The following is a 21,842-nucleotide window of genomic DNA, read 5'->3' as shown; positions in this document are numbered from 1 at the left end:
CTTCAGCACCAGCAGATGTTTTGAGACAGTTGATTTGTCAAGCTTAAAAAGGTCAAACATTTCCGAAAAGGAACGTTCGCGGCCTTTCAGAAACTCAATTATCATCAACCGCACGGGGTGCGACATGGACTTGATGATCTTTGCCCTGATTTCCGCTTCTTCAAATGTGATCATTATGTTTCCTCCCTGGTTGTTGGTTAATGTACCAACGAGCCAACGGCTTGTCAAGAAAAACTATTCCCCAATCTTGTTTTACTTGAATTTAACTCTGTAATTCCGTACCATCATCTACAAATAGTTATCATGTGAGGTTGAAAACAGGCGGAAGGCAGGAGGTGAGGGCAGTGGCATCCATAAAGATGATTTCAGAAGCGGAAGCGACGGGCAAGGTCAAGGAAGTCTATGGAGAAATCAAAGCTCAGCTTGGCATTGACTTCGTTCCAAACCTTTATAAGGTCATGGCCTCCAAGCCGGGTTACCTGGAGGCAAACTGGAACAAAGTCAAGACGGTCATGGTTGAAACGGCAAACTCGACCGCATGACGAAAGAGATTATTGCCGTTACCGTATCCGCTGTGCTGGGATGCCGGTATTGACTGAACGTCCATACTTCTGCGGCGCAGAAGCTGGGGCTTGATGACGAGGCGATGCTTGAGCTGATGGCCGTTGTGGACCTCTTCAGCGGGTTTAATAAGTTGATGGATGGTCTACAGGTAGAACAAGATGAGAACCATGGTATGGGTGAGGGTAGGTTTTGGAATGCCGTGTGCATTCAAAACCATCATATTCAATCTGGCTACATATGGATTTTAGAATACTGTCCTAAATGATTTCCAATATGGCCATAATTTATTTCCGTTCGTAATCAAGCGTTTTCATCGATGGTGACATTTTGTGGATTACAGGAAGTTACAAATCCCCCCGATCATCCCCCAATAACGCCATCGTTCAACCACAACTCGATAATATACCTTAATTTTATAAATGGCTACTTGTATTTGCAGCACTGGCCGCAAAATATGTCTATGGTTTGACGGCCACACTGACGCGACGGGATGGTCACCATCCTATCATCTTCATGCAATGCGGGCCGATCCGGTATCGGGTAGATGCCAGAAAACAGGCGGAAAAGAGGCATTATGTCATTTCCCGCTTGACGAGTTTCCGGGCGCCGCTGGAGGCGGCAGGGAAGGAACCGACGATTCAGCAACTCTACGCCACAATTGCCGCGAATGAACCAAGAAATCAGCGGATTGCCGAGGATGTCCTGCGTTGCTTTCAAAACGGCGGCAATTCCCTTGTTCTCACCGAAAGAACCGCGCACGTGGCGTTGCTGGCCGCAAAGTTGCGGGAAAGTATCCCCGACGTGATTACGCTTACCGGCGGCAAGGGAGCGAAAGAAACTCGGGAAGCGTTGGCCAGGATCCCCGCAACGCCTGCCGACAAGCCGTTGACGCTGATTGCGACCGGGAGATACATCGCGAGGGATTTGATGAGCCCCGCCTGGATACGCTGTTTCTGGCCATGCCCATCTCCTGGAAGGGAACGCTCCAGCAATACGCGGGCCGCCTCCACCGGCTCTGTGAAAACAAGCGGGAGGTCCGTATCTACGACTACATTGACATCCATGTCCCCATGCTGGAGAAGATGTACCACAAACAGCTGTCCGGATACGCCGCGATCGGATACCAGGCGCGGGCGGAAAGCGTTCCTGGTGAAGCCACGGACATCATCTTCGACAACACAACCTTCCTGCCGGTTTACAAAAACGATCTGCTGAACGCGTCGCGTGAGATCCTGATTGTCAGTCCGTTTGTGACGAAGAGGCGCGTGTCGCAGATGCTGCCCTTCCTAAGCGCTGCATACGACCGCAAGGTCAAGGTGGTTGTCGTCACAAGAACGGCCGCAGATTTCAGGGAGAAAAACCGCCCGTTTCTGGAGGATGCATTGGCATCACTGATCGCCGCCGGCATCCACGTGGTGTTCAAATCCAGCATCCACCAGAAATTTGCGGTATTCGATCAGAAGATCGTCTGATACGGCAGCGTCAGCCTTCTGAGCTTCGGCCGCTCAGAAGAGAGCATCATGCGGCTCGAAAACCCGGGCATTGCCGACGAGCTGCTCGGCAGCCTGGGTAAATAAACAGGTGATCGAAACCAATACCTCGCTTTCACCTTAGCAACGAAATCGCCTATTCATCTGTTAGTAGGTTATTTTTATTGAAGTCGTTAACTGAGTGGTGATGCGTTTTCATAGCTCCTTTGTACCCGTAATACTTAACCAAAAAGACATCGCTGGTTATCTCTATCACCTCCTACTAATGCTCGATATCGAGCAAATCCTAAAATGATGATTTCCAGTTGAAAGCCGTTCCACCATAAGCTAAAAAGGTTCGGAGATAATATCACAATAACGCGTTCGATTGCCATCCGAGGACTTTAAGAGCGAGGATGTATAAGCTCGGAATAGTCCGGCCGGAGAAAAAGAATTATTTTCGGCTATCCACTCTCCTTCAAAGTATCCCTCGATATGTTGAGGTTCCACCAAATATTGAGGGCAAACGAATCATTTCATACTTTTCTGCAGTTCTCTTCAATTAATCTAACCTACTGCTATTATGGTAAGAATGCAACATTATGATTATTATTCGGTTCTTGGCAAGCCACTTGCAGCTAAGATTAGCGATCCATATCGTGCTAGCCATCATACCAACGAACGACCTTTCTGAGATGCGCATGGATTTGTTACATACGACTATGTCCCTGATTTGATGTTAGGTCGGGTTTGGTGCAAGTTTCTGGGATGTCAAAGGTGAAGAACATGGCAGGAATAGAGGTCATGACGGAAACTTGATTGTTATGTCCAATTGCCAGAGTAATAAAAAAGCGACAAGGTAAAAGCAGGGTAATCGGAATCAGCTATCGCTGGTATGCATATCTGGTCGCGGTTTGCAGTTCAAATAATAAGGAGGATTATGTATGAAGAGAAACATGGTTTCGCGATATATCGCAACGGGACTGGCTGCTATTGGCGTATGCATAGCAACCGGGTGCGCAACAACGGATACAGTTAGCTCACGTTTCCCCCTACTGCAAGAGAATATCAACGCCGCCAAAGCGGCTGACGCTGACGTGTATGCACCAACCCCTCTCAAGTCGGCTGAGGCCAAGCTGGAGGCAGCCAAATCGGCCGTAGCGGCCAAGGATATGGTTTCCGCCAACAAGCTTGTAGATGAGGCTATGGTTGATGCTGATTATGCACGGGCCATGGCCCCTACTGAAAAGGCCAAGAAAGCCGCAATGAAGCTGCGTGAGGACATACTGGCCGTGCGCGACGAAATCAAGAAGATACCGGCCGTTAAATAACCACCCATCCATTCAAAAGGAGGAGTTGATATGAATTACAGATGTTTTGCCAGCCACTTGAAAGCCGCCGCCCTTGCGATTGCCGCAGGAGCCGTTCTGGCCGGGTGCACAGTAGCACTTGATCCCAGCGAACAGATCGCCAAGGATCGCCTGGAACAGGCGCGTACCGACTATGCCCGGGCAAAGGCCAATCCGATTGTAGAATCGTACTCTCTGAAAACACTTCTGGAAGCAGAAAAAACATTGCAGGACGCTGAACAGGTGAGCAAGAAGGCCTATTCTCCCAATCCGTCTAGTCCTTCCAAGGAATATGATTCCCGGGAGAAAAAGCTCTTTTTTGATGACATTTCCCGCCTTGCCTACATGGCAGAGCGTAAATCGCAGACCTCTGTAGCCCTTGCAGAGGGGGTCGTTACGCGCAACGAGATCGTCAAACTGGGCAAGGAAAAGGCAGAGATGCAGTTGCTGAAAAGCCGGATGGAGCAAAAACTGCTCCAACAGGATTTGGATGAAAATGCTGCTGCACTGAATCGTGCCAAGCAGCAACTGGCTTCGGCGAACAGCGAGGCCGAACGGGCGAGAATTCTTGCCGATATCCAGGCTTTCGAGGCAGCGTTGGCAAGGTCACAGGCAATGGCAAAAGCCAGAGAGGCAGAAATGGCGAGGGCTGAAGCTGAGAGCCAGGCCAGGGACGCAGAAATGGCGAGAAATGAAGCGGTGGGTCAGGCCAGAGAGGCAGAAATGGCGAGGGCTGAACTCGCCCTGCTGATGAAGGAATTGTCGGAGCTGCAGGGCCAATTGACTGACCGTGGGATCGTGCTGACTATCGGTGATGTACTGTTTGCCACTGACAAGTCCAATCTGAATGCCAGCGCCCAGATCAGTATGGACAAGTTAGCGGCATTCCTCCAGAAAAAACAGAACAGGAATCTGCTGGTTGAAGGGCATACCGACAGCGTCGGCAGCGATGAGTACAATCAGGGACTTTCCGAGCAGCGTGCCGCATCAGTCAAGAGCGCCCTGGTAAAACGCGGCATTGCCAGTGAACGGATTGTTACTATCGGGTATAGTAAGAAGTACCCGCTGGCAAGCAATGATACCGCGGCCGGCAAACGGCAGAACAGAAGGGTTGAGGCGATAATTCTTAACGAAGGCGTCAAGCCGGAGAGTCAGTTCAGGAAATAGGTTTTGAACAGGACTCGATAACTCTACGGCATGAGTGATACAGCAGACCATCGCAAAAATGTTGTCATATTTTGGTACCTCTCAAATCAGCAGGGCCGGATTATTGATCTGGTCCTGTTGTTTTAATGCATGTTGACGCGTTTATAGCTCCGATGTTTATCTACCACTTTTCACGTGATAATCAGCAATTCGCTATCGAGGTGGAACCTGATTTGGCACAGAACGACAACACAAACAAACAGAACCAAGTCGGTTAAAGTATATATTAACAATGAAAAGGTGTGATAGTCACTTCCCGAATTCCACCACGCGTTTTTGATGGCAGGAGCGACAGAGATGACGTCACTTGCAGAAAAGGCTGCCAGCAACCGTACTGCCTGGGGAGCAGAAGGCGACGGCAAAGGTGAAACAAAACCACCGATTGAGAGGGACTCTGGGATGAATTCCGAGCGTAAGGTAGTCAATATCACAAGGCAATTCAAAACCTTCTGTCCGAAGAGGTAAAATTCGTTCTCTACTAAGTTTTCCGATAAAATATCGGAATTCCAGAATAGCATTTTGTCTTGCTCTATTTTTTAAAATCCAAATATTTTACACAGGCAGCCCGGAAATTTGCCACACGTTATGATTCCTTGAATGCGCAAAAGCAGAATCAATGGCCATTGCAGTGTGATTGAAAAAAGATTGAATAAAACGGAATCCGGATATTATTACTCCCATTCACCAATCAGGATGAAAGGCGCCCAGAAGAATGGATGGGAGGTCCCGGTTTGAATCTTCTTGTCCCGTCCGGCGATCGTGACGCCGCGGCTGAGATCAGAGGGGGTCAGATTCTGGTTTTTCATTTCCTGCTTGGCCAGCCTAAGCGCCTCTTCCTTGGACCTTCCGGGCTTGAGATTCGAGTAGAAACTCTTCATCAGGGCGGCAGTCGAATTTGATTCCACGCTCCAAAGACTCACAATAACCGATTTGGACCCTGCGAGCATGAAGGCGCGGCTTAAGCCCACGATACCTTCTCCGGCGATCTCTTTTCCCAGGGCTGTTTTGCAAGCCGACAGGACAACGGCGTCGGCGTTAAGCTTTAGTTCCAGTATCTCGCTCATCTTGAGGAAGCCGTCCTCGGGGTTGCGGTTTCCTGGTTGGCTTAGAACCAGCGCCGGTTCAAGGATGTAAGGAATGTCGCCGCTCAAAAGACCGTGGGTGGCAAAATGGATAAACCGGTAACGGCCGAGATCGGATTTCAGAAGTTCGCTCTTGGAGGCGTCCATATCGAGCTTGATGTTCGGGTCATCGGCCCTGTATCCGAAGAGCGCGCCGATTTCCAGGACCTCGTCGCGGGTTTCGGGCAGCCGTGGCAAAGAGAAACCACTGCGGACCAGGGCACTGCGCAAATTGAGAGCGGGCGTCTGATCGGCGGCGGCCACGACGATGTTATCGGACTTTCTCCGGCTGTAACGCACATCGGAATCCTCATAGACCGGATCGCCGAGCGCAAACAGTGGCTTGGATAATTTGGGACTTTCCTTGAACTGCCGCATGGTTGCCATGACCGAGGCGGAGGGATAATAGCTGATTTTGTATTTTTCTCCCAGGTATTGAATCGCATTTTTTGTTTTACCAACCGTTAATGCCTCGAAGGGAACCATGTTCAGAACGCCGTCGGGGGTGATGATGATATTTTTGTCCGAGTCTATCCGGCTGAGAGCCTCTTCCAGCAAGAGCCTGCCCAGAGCCTGCCCTTTCTCGGGGTCGTAGACCTCCAGTTGGTCCAGATTTTCAAGTCCGCTCCGGAATTCCCTGACTTTCCGGGTAAGTTCCTCCCGGCTCACGGCGATTTTGACGGCCGACGGTTTTTTGCCTTTTTCCATGATCCAAAGATATGTATTCTTGGGATTGACCTTGTAGGCGAGGAGCACCTCATTGGCACGCAGCGGAATATTCCCTGCCATAACCGGCTCCGGATAGCGGATGGAGGCATAATCCGGATGCTCTTTCCGTAACTTGGCGATCAACTCATCGAGTTCACGTTTTGATTTTTTCAGGATCTCTCGCTGCGCTTCCGACTGACCGCTTCCGGAGGTCTGGAGCGAGTCAATAGTGTTGAGCAATCGCCGTTCCTGTTCGGCCAGCTCGCGAGGGATCCGGTCGGCGAGGGCACCCATTCTGGCTTTGGAGAGCAGTTCGAGAAAAGATCGGGCCTTGGTGCTTTCGGCGTAGAAGAAGGCCACTTCCGCGGGTGTGAGGCCCGCTTTGGTAAATCGCGGATCCAGGCGGATGTCATCCGCCGTCCGACCTGCTGACATGAGCAGAATGTCAATGGCATGTTCATAGGCGGCTATTTTATTGGATAGGAACAAGGACCGGAACTCCGTCGAACTCAGGCTGCCTCTCAACTCTTCAATAAACTTGATGGCGGTATTGTAATATAGTAGCGCCTGGGCATTACGGTGTTGCTCTTCATTCAAAAGCCCCAGACCGTAATTAGCGTACATCTGTTTTTCGGGATATTGCAGGTCCATGACGGTCAGGAGCCCCAACCCTTCATTAAAAGCCATGGCGGCCTCGCCGTATCTTTTCAAAGACACCAGACAAAAACCGATGTTGTTGAGTATGTCCACGATATCCGGTGTGTTGTAACTTTTCCGGGCAAGTTCAAGGGCACGCTGGTAATGGGTGATCGCCTCCTGATAACGGCCGAGGCCGAAAAGGGTCGTGCCCAGGGAGGAGTAAACCGACTGCTTCAGTTTGTCGTCCTTGTAACTGTCGATGTTGGAAAGGGATCTGGTGAAGATGTCCAGTGCCTGGGATAAACGGCCCTGTTGGGCGAGGGTCTCACCCATGCTCAGGGCAATGAGGGGATTTGCGCCCTTTGCGGACTCACGATTGTCCGGCGGGGCTGCCGACAGAATTTCCATGGCTTTATCGGCATCCCCGATTTTCTTGTAGCAATCGGCCAGTCCGACCGTCGCCAGGAAGATCCCCTCCTGGTATCGGCTGCTTTTAGCGGCGGATAACGATTGGTTGAAATAGGACAGCGCCTTGTCGTACTCGTTGCGATCGAGATAGGCCTTGCCCAGATAGCGGCAAATATCGGCGGTCTTTCCCCCATTGCCGGAGTAAAACGTCAGGGCCTCGCCCATGGAGGACAGAAACTTGTTGAAGGAACCTTCGCGAAGGTATTCCAGTCCTTCCTGAGTGAGGATATCGCCCTTGCTCTTGGTGGCGATCATGAATAGGGGGTGGTAGTTGGCAAGGCCCTCGGATCGGGTTAATCCTTGACTAAGTCCGCAACCACTGGTGCAGAGGACCAGGACAATCAGCAGCCATCGTTTCAGCCGCATAGTGTTCTCCTGTCTGAATCAATAAAGTTCATCAAGCTTCCGGGAAAATTCATTCAGGAGGTTGTCTATAGCCTCGTTCACCGCGCCGTGCGCCATCTCATAGTTCGTTTGCATTACGAACTGATTGAACATGTTTCTGCTCCCGAACTGCTTAATGCTGAAACTGCCCACCAGTCGCCCGTTACCGTCGAAGATTTCCGTTTCGAGCTCTACGGTCGCGGCATGAGAACTCATCCCTGTATAGGGAGGCGAATACGTGAAGGATTTAATACGGGGAACAAAATAAATGTCGACATTATGGATTTCCCTTACATCATTAACAATGGCAACGTTTCCGAATTTGCTGGAAACAATTCCGTAAAGGGCTTGAGACAAATTCTTGCCGATCTCTATTTCTCCCTTTACGTTCGCCATCAGGAAGATCTGTTTGCCCGTCTCGAAGACATATTTGTAGCCGGTGAACTTGTCGTCGAGGAGGAGCCCCGCTTTCAGGGAACTTTTCTTCATATTCTCGGTCGAGATTTTTGGCTCAACCGAAATTTTCCGCATGTCTATGATGCCACCACATCCGGCAAGGAACAACGTGATGAGGCATAACAAAAGCACAGTTTTTTTCATGAGAATCCCATTGAGTCGAGTAGACCGGGTTCTTTCGATGCTACCGGCTGATGTACGTTTTTCCGTTTGCCGCCTGGTTTTCCGAATGTGCTACAATATTTCAACCGTCTATCAATATTATGACCACAGCGTCTCAAATTACTCGTTAGAGATATCATAAATATCGAGAAAACAACATTAATGATTTCGGAGTGAAAGAGTTGAGATTCCTTAAAATCAACGTATGCTTGCTTTCAGAAAGAACTTTGTTAAATCCTCCTTTTGACGTTTCAAGATCTTCCAACCGGCGGAATCGCTGACCACACCTTGTGTTGGAATATGGCCTCCATCCTAAAGGGCACGAGCAGCTTTTCCAACTCCAGGCGCGGGGCGACGCGGAATATGCCCTTGTTGCCGTAGAAACAGCCGTCCGTCACCAGAACCTGACAGCCTTTCCGCGTAAGGACAGCTTATTCAAACAGATGCTTGAAGAAGAATCCTACGATGATCAGTCCTCCCAGTACGGTTCCTACAATGACCATCCCGGAGGTTTTGTCCGCGTCAATCTTCTTCTCCAGATCGGCTTTGGATAAAATGTACCCCAGAACGATAAAAAGGACGATGACAAAGATCCCGTGGGTTGTCCAGTGATGGCCGAAAAGGGACTTCATCCAGTTCTTCACCGGGGCGTATGTTTCTTTGGTAATGATCAGCAGGGCGTTAAAAATACTTGCGACGAGAAACGACACCCCGAAACCGACGGACAACTTATCCAATGCTTGATTCTCCGATCGCTTTTTCATGTTATTTCCCTCCCAACAGGCTCATTTTGACCCCTTTGCTGATCATTGCGCCGAAGCCTTCCATGCCCAGCCCCAGAACCACGATCGTCAAGGCGATCACGATGCTCAGATTTCTGATTTTCCTGTCCTTGAAAACCTGGTTGCCGAAAGTGACGATGGGAAGCAGGATGCTCAGGAGGATCAGCATGAAGAAAATGTGTTCCTTCGCCTCCATGAAAAACGAATGGGACCATTTCCAGGGTCCGGCCAGGATGATCGTTTTATCGCTGTTGCTGACGGCGGCGCCGTAATAGACGACATACCACCACCCCCCGATCAGATAGGAGAGCCACATGAACAGTGTCGTTACGATACTGGCCAGTTTCAACCGGTGCTGATTCGCCTCGCTGCTGTTCAGGGCTTCCACAATAACCCAAATCGCGGCGAGAATCCCGAACAAGCCGAACACTACATGAGGCATTGACGATAATTCCTTCCACATGTTGCCACCTCCATTTCCCATTCGTTCAAGACTGTCTCCCGTTTCATTCTGAAAAAGACCACAACGCTGCCTCTTGAAGTCCTGCATTTTTATCGAGGTTTACGATTTGTGGAATACAGGAAACGGAGGATACCACCACCCGCCAAAATAGTCACGCTTCAAAATCAGCACCTTTCATCCCGTAAGTTGCGCCGACGGTCAAAACCTCCACCGTTCCATTGGTTATCAATAGGGCCGATCGTGGTCAAATATCAATAGAGCCGCGCACCTCCAAGTCAAGGGTTTTTGATTGGGAATTGAATTGAGGATTACCGTTTCAAGTAATTGCTTTTACTTTCTCCGATGGCCACCCAAAACCCCTCACCTGCCCAATGAGGCGCTGAGCCACTTGCACGATGACGCGCCACCCGCAAGGGCAAGCAGCCTTTGTGAAAGCTTGATTGAGAGTCTTGTTCGGCGCATAATGCATCTCGCCTCTGGATTACCAGCGACTCTTATTTCATGAAAGCCCGGATCGGCTTGTCCGCATTGATCAGATCATAGGCACACCCTACGTGTCCGAATAGTGAATCGTACATAAACATCTGCGCCCCATTTATTGTCTTCGAAAGGGCAATTATGTCGGGGGGCGGGAAAAGCTCATCCTGGTTAATGCCGATAACGAGAGCCCGTGCCTTGATATTCGATATGCGATCTTTTGTGTCGTACGTTCTCATGCTGTCATTACGCCAGACAACGTCGTTTGCGTCCGACCTGGTGCCCGCCTGCCCGGCACCATCCAGAGTCTTGAGGAAGGCCTCCGTTGTGGGATACTTCTCCTTATAGAACATGTCAGAAAAATACCAGAGGAAATTCCCCATGAACCCATTTCTCAGGCCGGTCACGGGTTGTTCCTTGTAGTTGCCGTCCTGATAAGCAGGGTCCGTTTTTATGGCGTTGCTCATCAATGTAAATATCCCGAGCACTCGGCCCTTATTTTCATAACTCGTCGCGATGGGTATGACAAAATCCATGAAATCAGGGTATGATACGGCCCACTCCAGCGTCTGGAATCCCCCCATTGAGGGTCCCACCACCCCTTTAAGGTGTTTGATCTTCAAATGTTCGGTCACAAGGATGTACTGGGCCTTGACCATGTCCCCTACGGTATATTTTGGAAACTTCGGTCCGAGCTTCGACGTGGAAGGAGATGAGGATCCCGGTGACCCAATAGCTGTGGGCAGGATGATAAAATACTGGTTGGTGTCGAACATTTTACCCGGTCCGACGACTCCTTTCGCTTCCTTGATCTGAGCAGCCTTCCCACTCCATCCATGGCACCAGACAAGAGCGTTTATAATGGTACCGGTGTTGTCCACCTTCTTGGTTCCAATGGTTGCATATTCAACTACCATATCAGGCAGCACTTCACCTGATTGGAATCTGAAATCTTTGATGTGGAAGTACCGCGGGGTAACGGTAATTTCCTGTGCGAAGAGGGGAGAAACAAACACCAGAAGCGCGAAAAGTGCGGTTAGTAGGGAAAAATGACGTAGCCTTTCTGCTTTCACAGAACCCCTCCTTTTTTGATATTTGTTTGATAAGACATTGCTTTTCGACGGGGGGAGCATAGGTGGGCTGTTTTTGCTTGTCAAGGGGTATTTTTGGCAGACACTGTGTCTGCAATCCTGAATATATCAGTAAAATAAGTAAGATCGCTCGACCGAGGCTGTTCGCTTTTAAAACCAATTCCAACCCAAGAATCATGGGATTGGCCACCAAAATGGACCACATCCGGACAAACATCTTCTTCTTCGATCTCGTTGATCAGCGCTTAACGAATGACGAATTCGTGGCGCGCCTCAAGGAGCAGGGGGTGCTGCTCCATCATGCGGGGCCTTCCCACTTCCGGATGGTTACCCACTACTAGATCAGTGCCGCCGATATAGCAACGGCGATTGAGGCGCTCCGTGCGGTGATGAGGGATTGATACGATAAACCGGTTTTCATGCGCGGGTGGCTTCGCACGATTGCTCATATTTCAGGATCAGTAGGTACGATGGTCACGTAACCAAACACTTTAAGAATTATATCATCACCTTTAATCTGTTTTTCCATGGCGGGCGTATTTTCATCTAATGCCCGTAAGTGAGCAAAGATGGTTACCCAAACAGGATCGCTAAAATATAAGCGCCAATTATCAAGACGATCAACAATCATTTGGGATTTCCCTCGGCAGCTATTTTATTCTGGAAAAGCTTTTCAATAATGGTCAGATAATTTAGCCTTCCCCTTAAAAATCCGGTAAACAAAGATGGTATAACCAATGACAATCGGCATACCGATTAGGGCAATAGCGCTCATGACCTTTAGTGTTTGCAAACCGGTGGAACTGTTAAAAATCGTTATGCTTAAATTTTGATCGTTGCTTGCTTTGATCAAATTGGGGAAATGAACCATAGCAACCGCAAGCCACAGCCCGATAAAAGAAAATGACGATTCCCAAAACGGGGCGGAGTCATTTTCTTTTTTGATAGAGAAGAAAATTCCCGCAAGCCCTAGCAACGTAAAGAGCATCGCCACATAGAATAACCAATTTGACGTAAGCCACTGAAAAGTTAAGGCCAGGGTCACAAAATAAGCAATTGCGGTGATGAGATTAACCCAGACCAAAATGCTAACTGCGCGAAAAGACCGCTTCTGCAATTCGCCTTCGGTTCTCATCACTGCGTAAGACGCTCCCTGCAGGAGAATAGCGGCAAGCCCGGTGATGCCAAAGAATAGCGGAACTGGTCTTAACAGGGTGAAAAAGCTTCCGGTAAATTCCATTTTATTATCCAGCGGCACTCCATAAACAACATTCCCCAGCGCTACGCCAAATAAAAGAGCGGCAAGGCCACTGCCGAAAGTAAAGGCTTTCTCCCAGAGCAAGGCTCGCCCCTCGTCACCTGCGCGAAATTCCATCGAGACAGCCCGAAAAATCAGGGCGAATAAAACAAGCATCATCGCCAGATAAAAGCCGGAAAAGGCCGTGGCATAAGCTTGGGGGAAGGCCGCAAATAGCGCGCCACCGCCGGTGATCAGCCAGACTTCATTGCCATCCCAGACAGGTCCGATAGAATTGATCAGTATATCCGTTTCCTCTTTGGTCTTACCGAGAAAAGGCAGGAGCGCTCCCACGCCCAGATCAAATCCATCTAAAAGGGAGTAGCCGATAAACAGTATCAAAACTAGAACGAACCAGAGCATTTGATAGTTCTGTATAGTATCCATTTAGTATTCCCCCATATTGGTATTTATTACGCTTACGGACCTTTTTTAACAATTTTTACAAACAGCATGATAAATATTATCGCCAAGAGCAGATAAATCAGGAAAAACATAATCAGGCTGAAAGCTATTTCACCCGATGTTACGATAACCGATGCGGCCTTAGCGGTCTTCATCAGTTTATAGATTATCCACGGCTGCCGGCCTACTTCCGCCGCGATCCATCCTGTCTCATGAGCGATATGCGGTAGCGGTATCAGAAAGGGCAGCATGAAAAGATATAATTTATTCTCATAGATTTTTTTAGTCCAAAGCAGATACACGCCAAGTAATCCCAAGGCAATGGCAAGCATGCCTATCCCCACCATTATATGGTAGGCTTGAAACACAAAATTAACAGGTGGCCAATCTTCTTTGGGGAAATCTTTCAATCCTTTTATTTCCGAGTTCCAGTCAAAGTTGTATAATAAGCTCAAACCTTTGGGAACGTAAATTCCATATGTTTTTTCGTTTTGCTCATCAACAAACCCCACAATATAAAGAGGTACACCTCTGGCAGTCTCAAAATGACCCTCCATAGCTGCCGCTTTTTCCGGCTGCCTGTTGATGACTTCCACTGCATGAATATGTCCTGTTGCCAGTTGCAATATCGGTGTGATGGCAAAAAGAATTATGCCAATTTTCAGCATTGTTTTGGCCGTCTGGCCATGCAATCCTTTTCTTACATAGTATCCGGCAATTCCCGCGATCATGATCGCGCAGGTCATCCACGAAGCCACAACCGTATGACAAAACCTGATGATTGTTGATGGATTAAAAACAGCATCGGTAAAACTGGTCAGGACTATTTTGCCCGCTTCATTTATTGCGTGGCCCGCGGGAGTCTGCATCCATGAATTGGCGACTACTATCCAGAAAGCGGAAAGGTGGCCACCTAAAAATACCAGAAGCGCCGCTACCCAGTAAACTTTCGCGGATACCTTGTTTCTGCCAAAAACTAGCACACCGATGAATACTGATTCTAGAAAAAAAGCGATCACGCCTTCGGCTGCAAGTATTGGCCCGAAGATATCTCCTACCGCCCTTGAATATCCCGACCAGTTAGTACCAAAAGAAAATTCCATAGTGATGCCGGTTGCCGCTCCTACTACAAAAATCAGCCCGAGCAGTTTGGCGAGAAGATCAGTTACCTTTTTATAAATTTCATCTTTTTTGACAAGATACATGGTTTCGGATATGAGGATGATCAGGGCGGTACCCAATGTCATGGCAGGAAAAAGAAAATGAAAGCCTATCGTAAAGGCGAATTGGATACGGGCAAGGAGTAACGCACTCATAAACACCTCCATGTTTTTGATTGATTGATAAGACATTGCTTTTCGATAGCTGGAGTGTAGGGTGGCCGTTTTTGGTTGTCAAGGGATATTTTTTATCTATTTTGCATCAAAAAGCAGGGGCCGGCGATGCGACAGGGTAAGAAAGATGGATCGGTGACCGCCCTTTTGAGAAATCAGATCACTTTTTGTTCGAGTCACTCGGCAACAGGTCATATTTGAGCACAATCAAGGTACACTTCTCGCCTCAAATTAGCTTCGCTGAGAAAGCAGCAGCATTTATTACCGATTGAAATCAAGCATTTTCTTCAAGACTGACGTTTTACTGACTTCAGGAAGCCATGCTCAACACTGCTCATCCCCCAAAAGTGCCACATTTCATCTGGTACTCGGCAATATACCTTGATCAAAAAAATAGCTACTTGGATTTGAAGTCCTGGTTGCAATAAATTTTCCTCTGGATAAATGGACCGGCTACTGGAGAATCTGGCCCAGTTCCCGGTCAAATGTACCGAAATCGCTCAGATCGTTGTGACCTCCCCCCTCGATCCGGATCAGGCGGCGCGACGTGCGGACCAGTTTCTCCAGCCGGACACTGTGATCGAAAGGAATGATGTCGTCTCTTGTTCCGTGAAATAGATATACAGGGCATGCGACCTCACCGATCCGGTGGTCGTTTCTCAGCGGATATCTAAGAAACTTGGACAAGATCAGTCGGGGCAGGTACGGGTAATGATAGGATGCCAGATCTATAAGGCTCAGGAAAGGCGATTCCATAATGAGCATCCGGGGCTTCCCCGATTGGGCAACGTAGGTAGCGACACCCGTTCCAAGCGATCTTCCATAGACAATAATCCGGTTTTCCGGCCAGGTTTTTGTCAGTAGGCGATAGACGGCCAGGCCGTCGTCAAGCAACTGTTTTTCACTCGTGATCTTCCCGCTGCTCTTGCCGAAGCCGCGGTAGTCCGGAATCATGACATCATAGCCCCTGGAAGTGAAATCCGTGGCCACGGCGCCCCAGGAACTAAGACTACCGGCATTGCCGTGCCAATAAAGAACGACCCCGCGGGGATTTTTTACCTTGAAGAGGAGTGCATGCAAGGTTGCCGCATCCACGGGCACGGTCACTTCTTCAAATGGCCCGGAAAAGGTAAAAGAGTAGCCTGGTGGCAGGATTTCTGGGTAGAAGATGAGACTTTCCTGACTACAGCCGATGAAAATGGAGCATATACAGATTGCGCTGATGGGGGCCAGAAGGTTTTTCATGTTTATCCTACCTTGGGGCAGACTTTCGGCGATTATCGCATCGGCGTAACGGCGAGCATGTCCCGCAAGATTATCTCCGGATGGTGGTAGCGCTTGTAGCGGGGAGTTTTCTTGCCGAACTGGATCGCCTCCTGCGGACACCACTGGATGCAGGCGAGGCACTGTTCACAGTGGTGCAGCCAGGCGGGTCTGTCACCTGGCAGGGCGCTGTTTCCGGATGGGCAGATCGCCTTGCAGATGCCGCAGCCGTTGCACCTTTCGTCGGCCCAAAAGCTTCGGTCCATTGTGGGAACACGGGAAAAGGAGAGCCGGTTAAGTCCGGTAAACAAGATGTTCTGCCACAAGGGGCCTTTCTCTACCGGTCGCTTCTCTCTGGCCGCGCAGCCGGCGGCGATCCGGCTGATCTTGCTTCGTGCCCCCTCGATCTGACGGATTTGTTCCTCTTCCGGCCCAGGGCCGCCCCAGGGAATATAGTTGGACGGCATTACCAGTTCGTATCCGGCGGAAAGGGATAATCCCCGTGCCTGCATCCGTTTCGAAAGTTGAATCAATGTGGCTGCGACCTGACCCGCGTTGACGGCGACGGCAAAATAGTACCGGGACCCTTTTTTCTCCAGCGCGTCTACAAAAGCAATTACTCTGCGCGGCAGCCCCCAGATGTGGACGGGGAAGATGATCCCGATCGCTTCGGCCCCACTCACGATCGGATTCCCAGTAGTGCTCGATATCGGAACGATCTCTGCCCCGCTCATCTCCTTTGCCAGCATCCTGGTTGTCCAGAGCGAATTGCCGGTGCCCGTATAGTAGAATAGATCGGTTTTCATTGATAAATTCTCTCTAACTCAACTTCCGGACTGTTTGAGGAAGGCAGGTCAGGGTTTTTTCAGATATTTGTCCTTTACGTAGGCCATCGCCTCATCTATGGCCTGAACCGTTGTGTTCAGGTCTTCCTCCGTGTGCCGGTAAGAAATATAGCCATGATGGTGCGGGTGCAAGAAGATGCCCCGGCGGATAAGCTGGGTGTAAAAATCATCGCGTCTGGCGCGATGGGTATCCGTTTCATCCTTTTTGAAGGTTATATAAAACATGGGCGCCACCCCGGTCAATTCCGCGCCGACGTCGTATTTGTCAATGATGGCCTGGATTCTTTTCATTAAACGGCCGCCCTTTTCCCATATCTTGGCCAGGACGTTGTCACGTTCCAATATTTCAATGGTTTTTATAGCGGCAACGTAGCCATCGCTGTTCGGAAAGAAGGTGGAAGAGATAAAAAGCTTCTGGGCTGCGGCCATCATTACATCGGTTTTCCCGGTGACGACACTGATGGCATAGCCGTTGGCCATTCCCTTGCCCAGCACCACGAGGTCGGGTGTGACTTTATAAAGTTCCTGCGCTCCACCCATGGCAAGCCGGAAGCCCGTGCGGACCTCGTCAAAGACCAATACCGCGCCATACCTGTTAGCGAGCTCTCGAACCCCTTCCAGGAACCCGGGCTTGGGTTCGGCCATCTTTTGATGGTTGGGATGGCCAAACGGAGTCATCACGATGGCCGCCGTCTGATCGCCATGTATAGCCATCAATTCCTCGATCTGAGCAAGATTGTTGTAGCGGAATTCATAGACATCCTCGTAGAATTTTTCCGGAATGCCCCCCTTCATCTCCACGCACCAGTCATGCCAGCCGTGGTAGCCGCAGCGCATGACCTTCATCCGGTTAGTGTAGGCCCTCGCTATGCGGACGCTGGCCGTAGTGGCATCGGAACCGGTCTTTAAAAAAATGCTCATTTCTGAACAGGGGACGATTTCGCGCAGTTTCTTTGCGAGCTGATTCTGATAACGCTGGGTCAGGGTGAAGCAGAAGCCTTTGTCGGTTATTTGCCTGATAACGGCTTCATCAACCTCTTGCTCCCGATAACCCAGGATAATCGGCCCATAGCCGCAGAGGAAATCAATATATTCATTCCCGTCCACGTCCGTTAGCCTGCTGCCTTGGCCCGATTCCAGGAAAATCGGATATTCTCCCTCGATAAAATCGCTGGGCTTCCGGGCGCCCAGGACGCCGCCGGGAACTAATTTTGTTGCCTCGGCAAAAAGTTCCTGGCTCTTCGTTATATTCAGTTTCTCAATGGTTTTCATGAAATGTCCCTTTCTAAATGCCTGGCTCAGGCTAAATTGTCAGCATAGATGTGATCGTTTCCGTTTGATGTATTCTGGCGCCTCTTTGCAGCAATGCCGTGAGGAATTTTTCCGGATCAATGCAGCCTTCCGGGGCGACCACACCCTTGACCGTAACGTCGCCGGCATCGAGCATGAGAGCGGCGATAGAGGCGGGCAGCCCTGTTCCGGGCGCCATCCGGCCCGCCATGTCGGCCGTGTAGGTAATCTGGTTGCCGCCTCTCTCTCCCTTGACGATCACTTTCAGGCCTGAAGACTGGGGCCCCCGGTCTCTGTTATTGGGAATGGCCTCCCAAAGCTTTAAAGTCAGATCGTAGGGGGTAACTTTTGTCCCCTTCACATCTAACGGCTCCTTACTGAGGAAGCCTGTATCTTTCTGCTCCTTGATGAGCTTGTCCACCCAGCCGGGGATGAGCGCGCCTTTGATGACGACCTGCTTCACCCCTTTTATGTAGCGGGGCATGGTGAGCGGCTGGGGATGGCCCACATAGCAAACCTGGCAGGTGCCAAGCGGTTCGAGAAAAGTGGTGGTCTCTATGCCCGTGCCGCCTTCTACATGCACCAGCTTGCCATCTATATACTGGGGAATCTGACCGATGGTCATGTGGAGGCTGTGATCCCAGGCGGCGCCGGCGAGCTCGGCGATGCTCACCACCCAAAACAGGGCGATCTCGTTCACGCGATCGAGTTTGTTGGCAAACCACTGCACGATGACGTTGTTGGTCCCCGGGTCCGATCCCATACCGGTAAGGACGGTGATCCCGGCCGCCCTGGCCGCGCCGTCAATATCGGAAGCAAAAAGGATCTCTGCCGCCTCATAGTCATCGCAAATATCTATATAGTTGACCTTTGCCTCCACCGCCGCCCTGGCCACCGCCACGGCCGTCTTGTAGAATGGTCCCGCGCAGTTGATGACCACGTCGGCCGCCTTGATCTCGCTGACCATGCCCTGGTGATCGTTGACATCAATTTTAATGAGCGATATCTTATCACTGGCCCGCAACTTATCCTGCATTCTGCTCGGATCCGTATTTATATCACCGAGAATGACTTTCTCGATCTTATCCTGCTTGATCAGGTCACGGGAGACTCCCTGACCCATGCCGCCCAAACCGCCCATTACCAATACCCGCATTCTTGAACCTCCTTAGTAAGTCTGATAATTATTTTTTGTTGATATCGAATTCGCCTTCAATAAGTTCGGTCAGCACCCCGCTGAGTTTATCGGGGTGGTGGACGAAGGCATACTTGGTCCCGAAGAGTTCTCTGGGCTTGCTGTCAATCAGTCTGACATGTTTTTCCTGGAGCTCATGCATGGCCTGGGAAAGATTATCTACCTTATAGGATATTAGGAAGACGCCTTCGCCTTTGGTATGGATGAATTTGGCAACCTCGCCGTCCGGCGCCGTTGATTCCATAAGCTCCACGGCCACCTCGCCGATTAAATACCGCGCCACTTTTATCTTTTCCGAAGCGGCAACATACTCAAAAGCCGGCTCCAGATTCAGATCGTCCTTGTAGACTTTTTTGGTCGCTTCCAGGTCCTTTACGGCAAAGCAAATGTGATCAACCTTCTCGATTTTCATCTCTGCACCCTTTCATCCGTGAAACACATTTCAAATCCCCCTCAATCCCCCTTTGCTAAAGGGGGAAGTAAGTTGTGCCCCTTTGCTGAAGGGGGACTTCAGGATTCCCCTCTTTGGCAAAGAGGGGTTAGGGGAGATTTTCTTTGTCCTTTGTGACGGCGTACCGTCATGAGGGTTTCACCTTCCCGCCGCTTTTTTCTCCTCGATGGCCTGCACGATCTTGTCCGGCGTGATGGGATAATCGTGGAAATAGACCCCCACCGCATTGCTGATGGCGCCGCAGTAGGCCTGCGCCGCGCTCATGGCAACGGACATGCCTGCTTCCTTGGCCCCGTAAGGCCCTTTGGGATCAATGGTTTCCACAATGATGTTGTTGATCGGCGGCATATCTATCGCCAGCGGCACTAAGTAGCCGAGCTGGCTGGGGTTTAGCACCCGCCCCTCGTGCCATTGCAGGAATTCGGTCAACATTCCTCCCTGACCGCCCATGGCGACACCGCCTTCGAACTGCCCCTCGATGATTGGCGGGTTCAGGGCGAAGCCCACATCCTGGGCGGCTGTTGCCTCCAGCACCTCCACCTGCCCTGTTTCCGGGTCCACCTTCACCTCCACTATAACGGCGCCAAAGGAAAAGGCCTCCGAAAGCTGACCGTAGGGGTTTTTCACCCATTCGCGCTTGGAATCAACCGCCGGCCAGTAGGAACCTTCACCGCTGATTGATTCGTTGCGGCTCAGGGCAATCCGCACGGCCTTGTCAATGTTCAGCGATTTTGCGGGATTGGTGGTCACAAAGATTTTCCTGTCCCGGGCGGTAAGGTCATCTTCACCCACACCCAGCTCGCCGGCCACAATCCGGAAGAGCTTCTTTTTCACATCCTGCGCCGCCAGCCGCACCGCATTGCCGCCGACGAAGGTCTCGCACATGGAATAGGAGCCGGGGTCGCTCGGGGTCACTTCCGTATCGGCGCTGATGAGCTGAACATCTTCGGGGCTAAGCCCGAGCTCCTCGGCGGCAATCTGGACCACCATGTTGTCGTTGCCCTGACCGTTATCAACGATCCCCGTGATGACCGTAATCCCGCCATCTTCGTTCAATTTGATGAAGGCCTGGGAGCCCCCCCTGATTCCCATAGGGAACCCTGTCTGCACAGAGTTGCAGCCGATGCCGATGCCGTGCCAGGGGGGAAGCTTGCCGAACTTGTCTTTCCAGCCCGACTTCTCCGCCGCTTTGACGATCGCCTCCGTCATACCGCAACTGGCCACGTAGGACTTGGTCGGGGTATAGTCCCCGGCCTGACGGGCATTCCGCAGACGCATCGAGAGCGGGTCAATACCCAGCTCTGCGCCCATCTCGTCTAACTGCACATCAATACCGCAGGAAAAGGCCCGGCCATGAACGCGGTACATGCCCCGAATCGGTTTGTTGGTCAGGATCCGGTAGCCCGTGTAGCGGACGTTGTCCATCCGGTAGGCCTGTTCCAGGCAGAGAAATGGGACGGAGACGGCGATGGGGCCCGTGGAGCTGTAGGCGCCGCCGTCCATATAACAGGTGATATCCCGCGCCAGGACCTTCCCTTCCCGGTCCACGCCGGTTTTAATTTTCGTCACCAAGGCGTGGGCTTGCCGCGTGGCTACGGTATTTTCTTCCCGCGTGTAAACAATCTTGACGGGCCGGTGGGCTTTCCGCGCCAGGAAGGCGCAGATCACATCGGCGGGCGATATTTCCGACCGGCCTCCGAAGGCGCCGCCGATTGCGATTTTGCGTACCCTTACCTTGTTCAGGGGAATTTTCAGGACGTTCGCCAGTGGCTTGGACTTCATGTGAGGGCCGGCGTTGGGCATCCATATTTCGAGGTTGCCCGCCCGGTCAAACTGGGCCGCGACCGCATAGGGCTCAGTCTGGCAATAGGTATCCTCCGGGGCGCTGAACGTATCTTCCCTGACTAAGAAGGATTCGCTGAAGCCTTTTTCAATGTCTCCGACATCAATCTTTACCTCCACATTGATATTATTGGCATAGGCATCGTGGAGCTGCGGCGCTCCGGCGGCCATTGCATCCTTGATGGTGAAGACGGCCGGAAGGAGTTCATATTCAACGTCAATGAGCGCCAGGGCCTGCAGAGCCGTATCTTCATCGTCGGCGGCGACCGCCGCTACTTCTTCGCCCACATAGCGGACCTTCTCGGTGGGGAGAAACTGCTGGTCCTGGGTGTATCTGAACACCCCCCATTTATCGCCGCACATATCCTTGGCCGTGATAACCGCCTTGACTCCCGGCAGTTTTTCGGCCTTTGACGTGTCAATCGCCAGAATCCGCGCATGGGGATGGGGCGAGCGGAGCACCTTGCCGACCAGCATCCTGGGCAGGGAGATATCCGCCGAGAAGATGGCCTCTCCGGTGGCCTTGGCGGCCGTATCAATCCGTTTCATATCTTTTCCGAGCAGGGTATATTTTTCCATGT

General features: G+C 50.9%; 21 protein-coding genes and 1 pseudogene. 6 read left to right on the top strand and 16 right to left on the bottom strand.

Annotation, left to right across the window (positions count from 1 at the left end):
- On the bottom strand, positions 1-174 hold a 174-nt coding region (locus tag NT140_13210; protein MCX5832817.1), incomplete at its 3' end, for an ArsR family transcriptional regulator.
- Between the two features lie 170 nt (positions 175-344).
- Here NT140_13210 and NT140_13205 point away from each other — a divergent pair.
- Positions 345-727, top strand: a pseudogene (locus NT140_13205) (carboxymuconolactone decarboxylase family protein).
- 260 nt (positions 728-987) lie between these two features.
- Here the strand turns inward: NT140_13205 and NT140_13200 are convergent.
- Positions 988-1,281 carry a hypothetical protein gene (locus tag NT140_13200; GenBank protein MCX5832816.1) on the bottom strand — a complete coding sequence of 98 codons (294 nt, stop codon included), beginning with the start codon at positions 1,279-1,281 and terminating at the stop codon, positions 988-990.
- Here NT140_13200 and NT140_13195 point away from each other — a divergent pair.
- The 4 genes from NT140_13195 to NT140_13180 all read left to right on the top strand — a co-directional run bounded on the left by NT140_13195 (position 1,272) and on the right by NT140_13180 (position 5,053).
- On the top strand, positions 1,272-2,036 hold the full coding sequence (locus tag NT140_13195; protein ID MCX5832815.1) for a hypothetical protein: 765 nt from the start codon (positions 1,272-1,274) through the stop codon (positions 2,034-2,036). The genes NT140_13200 and NT140_13195 overlap by 10 nt on opposite strands.
- A 941-nt stretch (positions 2,037-2,977) precedes the next feature.
- Entirely contained in the window at positions 2,978-3,364 is a 387-nt protein-coding gene (locus tag NT140_13190; GenBank protein ID MCX5832814.1) for a DUF4398 domain-containing protein, read from the top strand.
- 30 nt (positions 3,365-3,394) lie between these two features.
- On the top strand, positions 3,395-4,549 hold the full coding sequence (locus NT140_13185; GenBank protein MCX5832813.1) for an OmpA family protein: 1,155 nt from the start codon (positions 3,395-3,397) through the stop codon (positions 4,547-4,549).
- Positions 4,550-4,885: 336 nt separating this feature from the next.
- A complete protein-coding gene (locus tag NT140_13180) occupies positions 4,886-5,053 on the top strand; it encodes a hypothetical protein (protein MCX5832812.1) in 168 nt (55 codons plus the stop codon).
- A 206-nt stretch (positions 5,054-5,259) separates the two neighbouring features.
- Here the strand turns inward: NT140_13180 and NT140_13175 are convergent, their stop codons facing one another.
- The 5 genes from NT140_13175 to NT140_13155 form a co-directional block, all read right to left on the bottom strand.
- Entirely contained in the window at positions 5,260-7,890 is a 2,631-nt protein-coding gene (locus tag NT140_13175) for a CHAT domain-containing protein (protein MCX5832811.1), read from the bottom strand.
- Positions 7,891-7,908: 18 nt separating this feature from the next.
- Entirely contained in the window at positions 7,909-8,508 is a 600-nt protein-coding gene (locus NT140_13170; protein MCX5832810.1) for a hypothetical protein, read from the bottom strand.
- Between the two features lie 449 nt (positions 8,509-8,957).
- Positions 8,958-9,290, bottom strand: coding sequence for a hypothetical protein (locus tag NT140_13165; protein ID MCX5832809.1), 333 nt, complete (start codon positions 9,288-9,290; stop codon positions 8,958-8,960).
- A gap of 1 nt (position 9,291) precedes the next feature.
- Complete coding sequence (locus NT140_13160) at positions 9,292-9,771, bottom strand: hypothetical protein (protein MCX5832808.1); 480 nt, start codon at positions 9,769-9,771, stop codon at positions 9,292-9,294.
- 494 nt (positions 9,772-10,265) lie between these two features.
- Positions 10,266-11,321, bottom strand: a complete 1,056-nt coding sequence (locus NT140_13155) for an alpha/beta fold hydrolase (protein ID MCX5832807.1) — start codon at positions 11,319-11,321, stop codon at positions 10,266-10,268.
- Between the two features lie 200 nt (positions 11,322-11,521).
- On the opposite strand from NT140_13155, the gene NT140_13150 reads away from it, so the two are divergent.
- The gene (locus NT140_13150; protein ID MCX5832806.1) at positions 11,522-11,680 is read left to right on the top strand and encodes a hypothetical protein; all 159 of its coding nucleotides are present in this window, start codon (positions 11,522-11,524) and stop codon (positions 11,678-11,680) included.
- Positions 11,681-11,784: 104 nt separating this feature from the next.
- Here NT140_13150 and NT140_13145 read toward each other — a convergent pair whose 3' ends face one another.
- The 9 genes from NT140_13145 to NT140_13105 form a co-directional block, all read right to left on the bottom strand.
- A complete protein-coding gene (locus tag NT140_13145; protein ID MCX5832805.1) occupies positions 11,785-11,970 on the bottom strand; it encodes a hypothetical protein in 186 nt (61 codons plus the stop codon).
- A 42-nt stretch (positions 11,971-12,012) separates the two neighbouring features.
- Positions 12,013-13,023, bottom strand: a complete 1,011-nt coding sequence (gene cydB / locus NT140_13140; GenBank protein MCX5832804.1) for a cytochrome d ubiquinol oxidase subunit II — start codon at positions 13,021-13,023, stop codon at positions 12,013-12,015.
- Positions 13,024-13,055: 32 nt separating this feature from the next.
- Positions 13,056-14,357 (bottom strand): cytochrome ubiquinol oxidase subunit I, encoded by a 1,302-nt coding sequence (locus NT140_13135; protein MCX5832803.1) that lies wholly within the window; start codon positions 14,355-14,357, stop codon positions 13,056-13,058.
- A gap of 471 nt (positions 14,358-14,828) precedes the next feature.
- Positions 14,829-15,620 (bottom strand): alpha/beta fold hydrolase, encoded by a 792-nt coding sequence (locus NT140_13130; protein MCX5832802.1) that lies wholly within the window; start codon positions 15,618-15,620, stop codon positions 14,829-14,831.
- 32 nt (positions 15,621-15,652) lie between these two features.
- Positions 15,653-16,444, bottom strand: a complete 792-nt coding sequence (locus NT140_13125) for an EFR1 family ferrodoxin (protein MCX5832801.1) — start codon at positions 16,442-16,444, stop codon at positions 15,653-15,655.
- A 48-nt stretch (positions 16,445-16,492) separates the two neighbouring features.
- Positions 16,493-17,755: an aminotransferase class III-fold pyridoxal phosphate-dependent enzyme gene (locus NT140_13120; protein MCX5832800.1), complete on the bottom strand. Its 1,263-nt coding sequence runs from the start codon at positions 17,753-17,755 to the stop codon at positions 16,493-16,495.
- Between the two features lie 31 nt (positions 17,756-17,786).
- Positions 17,787-18,929: a saccharopine dehydrogenase NADP-binding domain-containing protein gene (locus NT140_13115; protein ID MCX5832799.1), complete on the bottom strand. Its 1,143-nt coding sequence runs from the start codon at positions 18,927-18,929 to the stop codon at positions 17,787-17,789.
- Between the two features lie 28 nt (positions 18,930-18,957).
- A complete protein-coding gene (locus NT140_13110) occupies positions 18,958-19,380 on the bottom strand; it encodes a VOC family protein (protein MCX5832798.1) in 423 nt (140 codons plus the stop codon).
- A 177-nt stretch (positions 19,381-19,557) separates the two neighbouring features.
- On the bottom strand, positions 19,558-21,840 hold the full coding sequence (locus NT140_13105; GenBank protein MCX5832797.1) for a xanthine dehydrogenase family protein molybdopterin-binding subunit: 2,283 nt from the start codon (positions 21,838-21,840) through the stop codon (positions 19,558-19,560).
- Positions 21,841-21,842: the final 2 nt, after the last annotated feature.

Source organism: Deltaproteobacteria bacterium, assembly GCA_026388415.1.
In the GTDB taxonomy this organism is placed as follows: domain Bacteria; phylum Desulfobacterota; class Syntrophia; order Syntrophales; family JACQWR01; genus JAPLJV01.
The sequence above is the reverse complement of the archived record's forward strand: the minus strand, read 5'-3'. Positions and strand labels throughout refer to the sequence as shown.